Source organism: Psychroserpens mesophilus, from assembly GCF_050617655.1.
Classification (GTDB): domain Bacteria; phylum Bacteroidota; class Bacteroidia; order Flavobacteriales; family Flavobacteriaceae; genus Psychroserpens; species Psychroserpens mesophilus_A.
The window spans coordinates 1-8162 of record NZ_JBODQC010000019.1 but is presented as its reverse complement, the minus strand read 5'-3'; the positions used below and the strand labels follow the sequence as shown (position 1 = coordinate 8162).

Genomic DNA, 8162 nt, shown 5'->3' with positions numbered 1-8162 from the left:
CGCATAGCAGGTGTGAATTCTAAATCATAAAGATCATCGTTAGTAGCATCAGCACTTACAAAGAAACCTTGACCAGGCGCAATAACTGTCGAAGCAGTTGTCGTTGCTAGGTTGTAAACGGTCCATCCATTAAGAGCACTTCCATCATATCCGTAGATAGCAGCAGTAGGTGCATCAAATAACTGAAGGTTAATCACACCACCAACATCGTGTAATAGGAATTGCTGTACATTCATATAAGAAGGGTAAGGGTTACCCACTAGGTTCCAAGCAGCGTTATTAGGACCAGCATTAACAATGTCATGCGTAACATTTCCATTATTAGCTGTTCCGGTAAACGTGAAAGTACCATTATCTGTAGATCCAGCTCTATAACCTACACCAGGATCAAGAGTTGCGGTTTCTGTATTAGCCCATGTTACATAAGCACCAGTTCCTTTATTAAAAGGTCCAAATAAGTATAATGTATCATCATTATTGGTTAAGATATTAGGATTCGCAGCAGCAAACACATTAAAAGGCTGGCCAGTTAAAGGCGCAGATACTAAATCGTTGCTACCCGTAGTTCCAGAACCATTGATGTTCACATGACGCTCATATTCTAATGTTCCAACAATTGTTCCATTACGTATTAAGCTTGAATAACTTGTTGAACTGGATTCTAATAATAATCCGTTAGTTGCTTCAAGTGTAGTCCCTGAATTAACAGTTACACTTGCACCAGGATTTACAATCATAGAGTTACATGTTAAATCTGAGCTTAATACTAAGTTACCAGATGCAACAATAATATCATCAAGATCATTAGCAGGAGTAGATGGAGACCATACACCATCTGTATAGGTATACGTTCCAGGGATGTTATCGAAAATTGATACATCATCTAAAGCAACACCACGACCATATTTAGCATTACCTTCAAAGGCAATGTAATAATCAGCACTCGGACTAGGTAATACTATTGTTTCTTGAGTCCAGTCTTGAATACTATTTGTATATGTCGCTAATAGTGTCCATGTTCCTCCAGCAGAGGTCTTGTAGTACACACTTAATTCATCTTGATCTGGTGACCATATTTCTTGAGTATGCCAGAATGAAAGCTCAGGAGATGATAAACCTGTCAAATCCAAAGCAGGTGAAACAAGTTTTGTAATATCATCTGCAGTATCCGAGTCAACAAATAAAGCATTTCTAGTTCCACTATAGGCATCATTAGATGTTCCTGAACCACCATTATCTCCATCAGAAGCGAAAGTCCAGCTAGTTGTTCCAGTCTCAATTTCCTGAGTCCAGCAAGTAGGAATTACATCTCCATTACCTTCAAAGTCTTCAAAAAGAGGAAAAGTTGTTACCACATCACAAGTAGTTGCAAAATTCACAGGACCAACCCATGCTCCAAAGTCTGTACCAGCAACACATTCTGCTCTTACATACACTTCGTATGCAGTAGCAGTAGTTAAACCTGATGCATTATATGGGTTATTAGATGTTGTATCTGTTCCAGAACCATCAGCTAAACCAGGAGCTCCTGTTCCAGCAGCTTGAACTACAATTTCCCAATCTGTTTCAGAACCACCAGCTGTCCAAGTAATATCAGCTGAAGTTGTAGTAATATTATCTACAATTATATCAGACACTGCCAAGCATGAAGGTAGTGCTTCCCAAGTAATATCATCTAAATACACATAAGTATATGTAGATGTAGATAATCTTCTTACACCAATATAAGTATCAGTACCTGAATATCCAGCAAATGAAACTTCATATTCATCAAACGTATTACTTAAATCCACAGTAGTAAGTGCTGTAAATGTAGAACCGTCTGTTGGGTCTGATAATGTTCCTACTTCAATATCTTGAGTTGCTGTAGAGTTTCTAGCGTTAAATCTAAGACGATGTGTGCCATCACCTAAATTTGATAAAACTGGAGACACTAAAATAATATTAGATGTTGAAGGAGAATCAGAATTGTATAAGCTTACACCATTAGGTAAAGAGCTATCTGCACTTGTACTTGAAGTTACAGAGGCAAAACTTGATGCGCCATTATCTATAATACTTGACCAGCAATCTGGTAAGTCTGGAGTTGTAACACTATCAAAATTCTCAGAGAAATCTGTAACAGCATCACATGGTGTGCTAAAATTAAAAGGCCCAGCCCATAATCCAAATTCTACACCATCAACACATTCAGCTCTTACATAGACTTCATAAGCTGTATTTGAAGTTAAGCCAGTTGCATTATATGGGTTAGTTGAACTATTTGTACCAGAATCATTAGCTGCAGCAGGTTCTCCTGTGCCAACAGCTTGAATTGCAACTTCCCAAGCAGTTTCAGAGCCACCATTTGTCCACCCAATATCAGCAGATGTTGTGGTTACATTTGATGCTGTAATAGCAATTACTTCTGGACAAGCAGGAGGAGTTCTCACTTCAAAACGTCCAATATGGAAATCATAATCTTGATTATCATCAACAGTACCATCAGAAGCCATTATAGCAAATAGAACATTACTACCAGTCACTCCAGTTAAATCTTCAAGATAATCAGTACCTGAAGGTTGAAGAGCATCAGCTGCAGTCCAAGTTGTTAAATTAGTCCAAGTAGCTCCATTATCGGTACTCATTACTAATTGTACTTCATCATCAGAACCCATTACATCAGCAACTGTACTACTATTCCAGTTTGTTACAGCTACATTCACAACTAATTGATACCCACCAGCAGATAAATCAAAAGGAGGTGATACTAACCATTCTCTATCTACATTACTATACAGATTTATTCTGTTAGAGTCTCCATAAATATAAGAGCCAGTAGTCCAGTCTGAAGCGCCTATGTCGCTAGGACCAGCAGCAACTTCGCCACTACCAGCTTCAACCCAACATGAACCTGAATCAGGAGCATTTGTTGACATATCAGCGGCATAGTCTGGTGTGATAGCTGCACAAGGTGTAGTGAAGTTAAAAGGTCCAGTCCAATTACTGAATTCACTTCCAATAGTACATTCTGCTCTTACATATACTTCATAAGCTGTTTCAGGTGATAATCCTGTAGCAGAGTGTGGATTAGATGATGTATTAGTTCCAGAGTCGTCAGTAGCAGCCGGTTCTCCAGTACCAGCAGTTTGTACTACGATTTCCCAATCGGTTTCAAGGCTACCATTAGTCCAACTTATATCTGCCGTTGTGCCAGTAGCACTGTCTAAAGTAATAGCTGTAACATCTGGGCAACTTGCAGTGGTTGTAAAGTTAAATGGTCCAGTCCAAACACTAAATCCATCACCTGTACCAGAACAATCAGATCTAAGATAAATGTCAAAAGATGTTTCAGAAGGCAAACCTGGTATACTCAATGGATTAGTAGCTGATGCAGTAGGTGTTTCTGTAGGTGTAAATCCTGCCAATCCTATTTCAAATTCCCATGCTGTTTCATCTGTGCCAGGAGTCCAGCTAATATCAACTGTTGTAGCAAAAGGTGTTATTGTTACATCAGTAGGATCAACACAAGGAGGTAAATCTACAATGCTGAAATCATCAAAATAGATATAATAACCATCTAAACCTCCATTTGGTACATGTATAGCGATATATACATCTCCAGTATAGTCCGTTAATCGAATAGGATCAATTGCCGCATGTGTTGTATTAGATACTGTTGTTAATGCTTGTAATTCCGTAGAGAAATCAGTTGCAGCAGTTCCAGTAGTTGATAGTACAACTCTATAATCGTTTGGTTCACCAGTTGATCTTGCTCTTACACTAAATGATAATTCTTGGTTACCAGTCAATGTAAATTGTGGTAAAATTAAATAATCATCATTACTTCCACCATTAAAGTCAGTATATAATCCAGCTGCATTAGAGCCACCAGCACCATAAGTCTCCCAAGTTTGGAATGCATCACCATCAGCATTTTCATTTAATGCAGACCAACAAATAGGTAAGTCTGGCGTTGTAATACTTTCAAAATCTTCCGTCCAAGGGAACGTGTTAATAGGGTTACAAGTGGTTGAAAAATTAAGAGGTCCAATCCACTCACCAAATTCTAATCCGAGAGTACATTCTGCTCTTACATAAACTTCGTAGTTTGTTTGAGCCGTTAAGCCTGAAGCAGAATATGGATTAGAAGCAGTATTTGCTCCAGTATCGTTAGCTGTACCAGGAGTTCCTGTTCCAGCAGTTTGAACAGCTATTTCCCAATTGGTTTCAGCACCAGCATTTGTCCAGCTAATATCTGCAGATGTAGTTGAAACATTATCAAGTGTTATATCTGATACATCAAAACAAGTTGGAGGTGTTCTTACTTTAAAATTATCTATATGGAAATCAATATCTCTTCCAGTAGTACCTTCAGAAACATAGAATGCAAATTGTACATTCGTTCCTGTAATCCCTGTAAGGTCAACAATTTCAGTCTGACCAGCAGAAGCAGGAACATTGGTGTCATCATAAGTAACTAGAGTTGTCCAGTTTGTACCATCATTAGAATACACAATACGCACCTCATCACCAGGATTAAACCCATCGTTTTGAGTTGTGGCATTATAATCTGTCATAGCGACATCTACTTCTAATTGGTAACCATCAGCAGATAAATCAAACGTAGGTGATAATAACCAGTCAATATCTGGACCACCTAAGTACATGTTGATATTTACCGCTCCATTACCTGTGCCAACATGAGCAAATTCTTCTGCACCAAAACCACCAGAACCAAATGATGCTGGTCCGGCTGTTAAATCACCATCAGTAGCTTCTTCCCAACAGGTATCAAGAAATGTTGTAAAGTCTTCTGTGTAAGCTGGTGTAAACGTATCACATGCTGTTGTAAAGCTTAAAGGTCCTATCCATTCAGGATTTGCACCACACATTCCTCTTACATAGGCATCATAAGGTGTTTGAGCTGTAAGACCAGTAACAGTGTATGGGTTAGCGCCTGACACATCAGTTCCAGAGGTTGTTCCTGCTGGAGTAGGATCTCCATCAGGTAATATTAGTACTTCCCAAGCTGTTTCTGGACCATTAACTGTCCAAGCCAAATCTGCAGTGGTTCCAGTTACATTGGATGCACTTAAACCAGAAGGAGGAGTATAGTTACTTGTAAAGGTACCTAAAGAAATATTACAGGCAGGATTAGTGATGTCTATAATCTCAAGACTAGGAGAAGTATCTCCTATGTTAAAAGGACCTACTGTGTTTGTTCCAGCGACTATTGGTGTAGGTGCAATACCTACTATAAATGTAGCAGTACCAGGATCAGTAACTTCTATGTCAACATTAAAAGTTCCGGTACCACAATCGTCAACAACAGTAGTACTAGCAATTACAGCAGGTGTACAAGCAGGAACAGTTACATTGACATCAAAATCTAGAGTAACACCAAACGTACTTGAGTTACAAGGATCAGCTGCGTCAGCAACAGTATCATCTGTAACGATTCTCATTTTATGAATACCTGGAGTCGAACCACCAGGTACAGCAAAATCAGCTTGAAACGTTACAGGATTTGCATTTGTTGACTCACCAGTGAACATTAATTCTGAAGGCTCTAAAGTTGAATTGTCGTTGAGGTCAATCCATATATTTACACCATAAGAGTAACCCGTTTCAAAAGTGATTTCTACATTGGTTGGTACACCTGTTGGAAAATCAACAACACCTCCACCAGAATGGTCAAAATAAGTGACATCAGCAGTAGGATAATCTGTAATACCTAATCTTACATTAGAAATTCCATTATTATCGTTTGATGAAGGTATAGAATCACATAAACATCCAGTAGCAAACGTAGTATAGGTTTGCTCAGTACATGTTGTATTTGTACCAACAACATTATAAGGTGAAATAGTGTAATAATACGTTGTATTAGGATTTTGACTACTCACTGTGGTTGATGTAACGTCACCTAAATCAACATTATCAAGAATGTCGTTTGCACCTGTAGAGCTTCCTACGGTAATAAAATAACCATCAGCTATTACAGGATCCCATGAAAGTGTAGTATCATTATTACCACATGCGGCGTCTGGAGTAGACGTGTAGGTTGTAATACAAGAAGGAGGTGCTATTGGTGATGTTGTAAAATCAACAGGACCAATCCAGCCACTAAAATCGCCACCACCACAATTTGCTCTTAAGTAAACCTCGTAAGCAGTACTTGGTGTTAAGCCTAATGCAAAATATGGATTCGTTGAAGTTGCTGTTCCAGCACCAGCTGGTTCGCCAGTTCCATCAGCCTGTACTACAACTTCCCAATCAGTTTCAGAAGAAGGACCAGCAGTCCAGCTAATAGTAGCAGACGAAGCATTAAAGCTATCAATGGTTAATGCTGAAGGCGCAAAACAAGCAGGATATTCATCAAAACTTACATCATCAATGGCAATATCATCATAAAAGCTTCCAGAGTCAGCAATTAGAAATCGTGCTTGAGCAGGCCCTGTAAATGTAAGGCCACTTAAATCTATGAATTTTTGTTCCCAACCATTTGTATTGGTATTGTATGTGCCTACGGTATTCCATGCAGCACCATCCCAAACATCTACGGTTAGTGTTGCATTTGGATTAGCTCCCTCATTATCACTTATTTCATAAAAAGATAAACTAGGAGTCGTTAAACCAGATACATCTACTAATGGTGATCTTAATTCAGCATTGGTTGCGTCAGGAGTAGAATCGTCTAACCATGCAAAGTACCCACCAGAAGCTGTTGAGCCAGATAACGTACCATTGTCACCTACATAATTGCCACTTCCTGTATTGCTAAATAACCAGTTCTCATCACCTGCTAATGTCCAGCAAAGTGGAAGTGCACCTCCATTTTCAAAATCTTCAGTATAAGGTGCTGTTTCTACCACACATGAAGTGGTAAAGTTTAGAGGACCAGACCAAGAACTTAAATTTAACCCATCGCCATCACAATCTGCTCTTACATATACTTCGTATGTTGTTGAACCCGTTAAACCTGTAGCAGAATATGGGTTTGATGTTGTATCTGTTCCTGTATTATCAGCGGCTCCAGGAACTCCTGTTCCAGCAATTTGCACTGCTATTTCCCAATCGGTTTCTGAGTTAGCAGCCGTCCAGCTAATTTCAGCAGTTGTAGCTGTAAAACTATCTATAGTTAATGCTGTTGGAGGAAGACACGCAGGAGGTGTTCCGTCAATATAATTAAATTGTATGTTAGGTCTGTTGCCATTCGTGCTGTTGGTATTAACACCGCAAGCGGTGCCACCATCAACTCTATAAAATCGCGAACCTGTAGTTAAAGTAGTTCCTCTTACTCCACCATAAGGTGTGCCAAAAGGGTTTTGTCCATCAGTGCAAACTTCAACTACTATATTATCAACTCCATTCCAAACAAAATTGGTATCAAATGTTATCATGTCAAAAACACCCGCAGTCGTAACAGTTGGGGTATAATCAAATGCATTTTTAACAACACTAGTCACAGAAGCATCATGTGCAGCTGAGTTGGTGGCTGAAGTATGTCCCATTTTAATGGTGTAGCCTAGTAATTGACCACCATTTTCAGAAACAGACCAACCTAGGGCTGTTATTTCATCATAAGGTGTTAATGATGCACTCAATTCAGCGGCAGTATACACTACCTGGTATCTAAATGAGTTGTAAAAATCATCAATTGGGTCAGATCCACTACCATCGGTGGTAGTTGTTCCTGTGCCAATAACAATCGATTGTGCATTAGATTGCCAGCAAAAAGCGAACAACACCAATGCAATGAGTGTAAATTTTTTCATAATTAAATAGTTTTTAGCGGTATTAGTAAATAGTCAACATATATAAATACCAATGACTTGTATAGTATTACACAAGCTGCATAAATAGGAGTTTGAGCGAAGATTGGGAAAGATTTATTTCAAAGAATTGGTTAATTTTTTGTTAAATCCGTAAACAAATATAATAAAACCCAAGAATTTTCAAACTTTTTGTTTGTAAGAAAAAAATGTTTTCTTTGAAGTGATGCTTTTCATAGATGAAAGGTATTTTTAGTTTAGGTTTTCAACCATAAAAAAAGCGCACTAATATATTAGTGCGCTTTTTAAAATTATAGTTTAAAGAGTGTTAGTCAATAATTACTTTTTTAGTTTTCTCTTGTCCATTGTCTTTCACAGTCACAATGTACACACCAGAGTTGATGT

At 38.5% G+C, this 8162-nt stretch carries 2 protein-coding genes; both read right to left on the bottom strand.

What is annotated here, in order from left to right; genetic code table 11:
• Positions 1-7760, bottom strand: a 7760-nt coding sequence (locus ACRHNM_RS16005) for a fibronectin type III domain-containing protein (protein ID WP_431137648.1), incomplete at its 3' end; no start/stop codon positions are given.
• A 325-nt stretch (positions 7761-8085) separates the two neighbouring features.
• A complete protein-coding gene (locus ACRHNM_RS16000; RefSeq protein ID WP_431134025.1) occupies positions 8086-8160 on the bottom strand; it encodes a T9SS type A sorting domain-containing protein in 75 nt (24 codons plus the stop codon).
• Positions 8161-8162 lie beyond the last annotated feature (2 nt).